The 228-nt window shown below is 66.7% G+C and carries 1 pseudogene; it reads right to left on the bottom strand.

The annotated features are described in order from the left end of the window. Positions 1 to 228, bottom strand: a pseudogene (locus ACPYOG_RS21250) (MmgE/PrpD family protein); the annotation flags it as partial.

Genomic DNA, 228 nt, shown 5'->3' with positions numbered 1-228 from the left:
ACGTGGTGCCAGGCGCCGTCCTGCAGGGCGACGGTGAAGATGTACGGGATGGAGTGGTCCAGGGTTTCGCGGGACGCGGTGGGGGAGTACTTCTGGGGATCGTTCGCGCCGGAACCGATCACGTAGTGCGTGTGGTGGCTGGTCTTGATCAGCACCGACTCCACGTTGGCCGGGTCCGTGGTTTCCGGGTGCTCGCGGTGGAGCTTGCGGGCGAGGTCGATCCACGCC

It is taken from the genome of Leifsonia sp. HAY1-4F (assembly GCF_056755275.1).
Note: the sequence above shows the minus strand (reverse complement) of the source record. Positions and strands in the feature narration are given on the sequence as shown.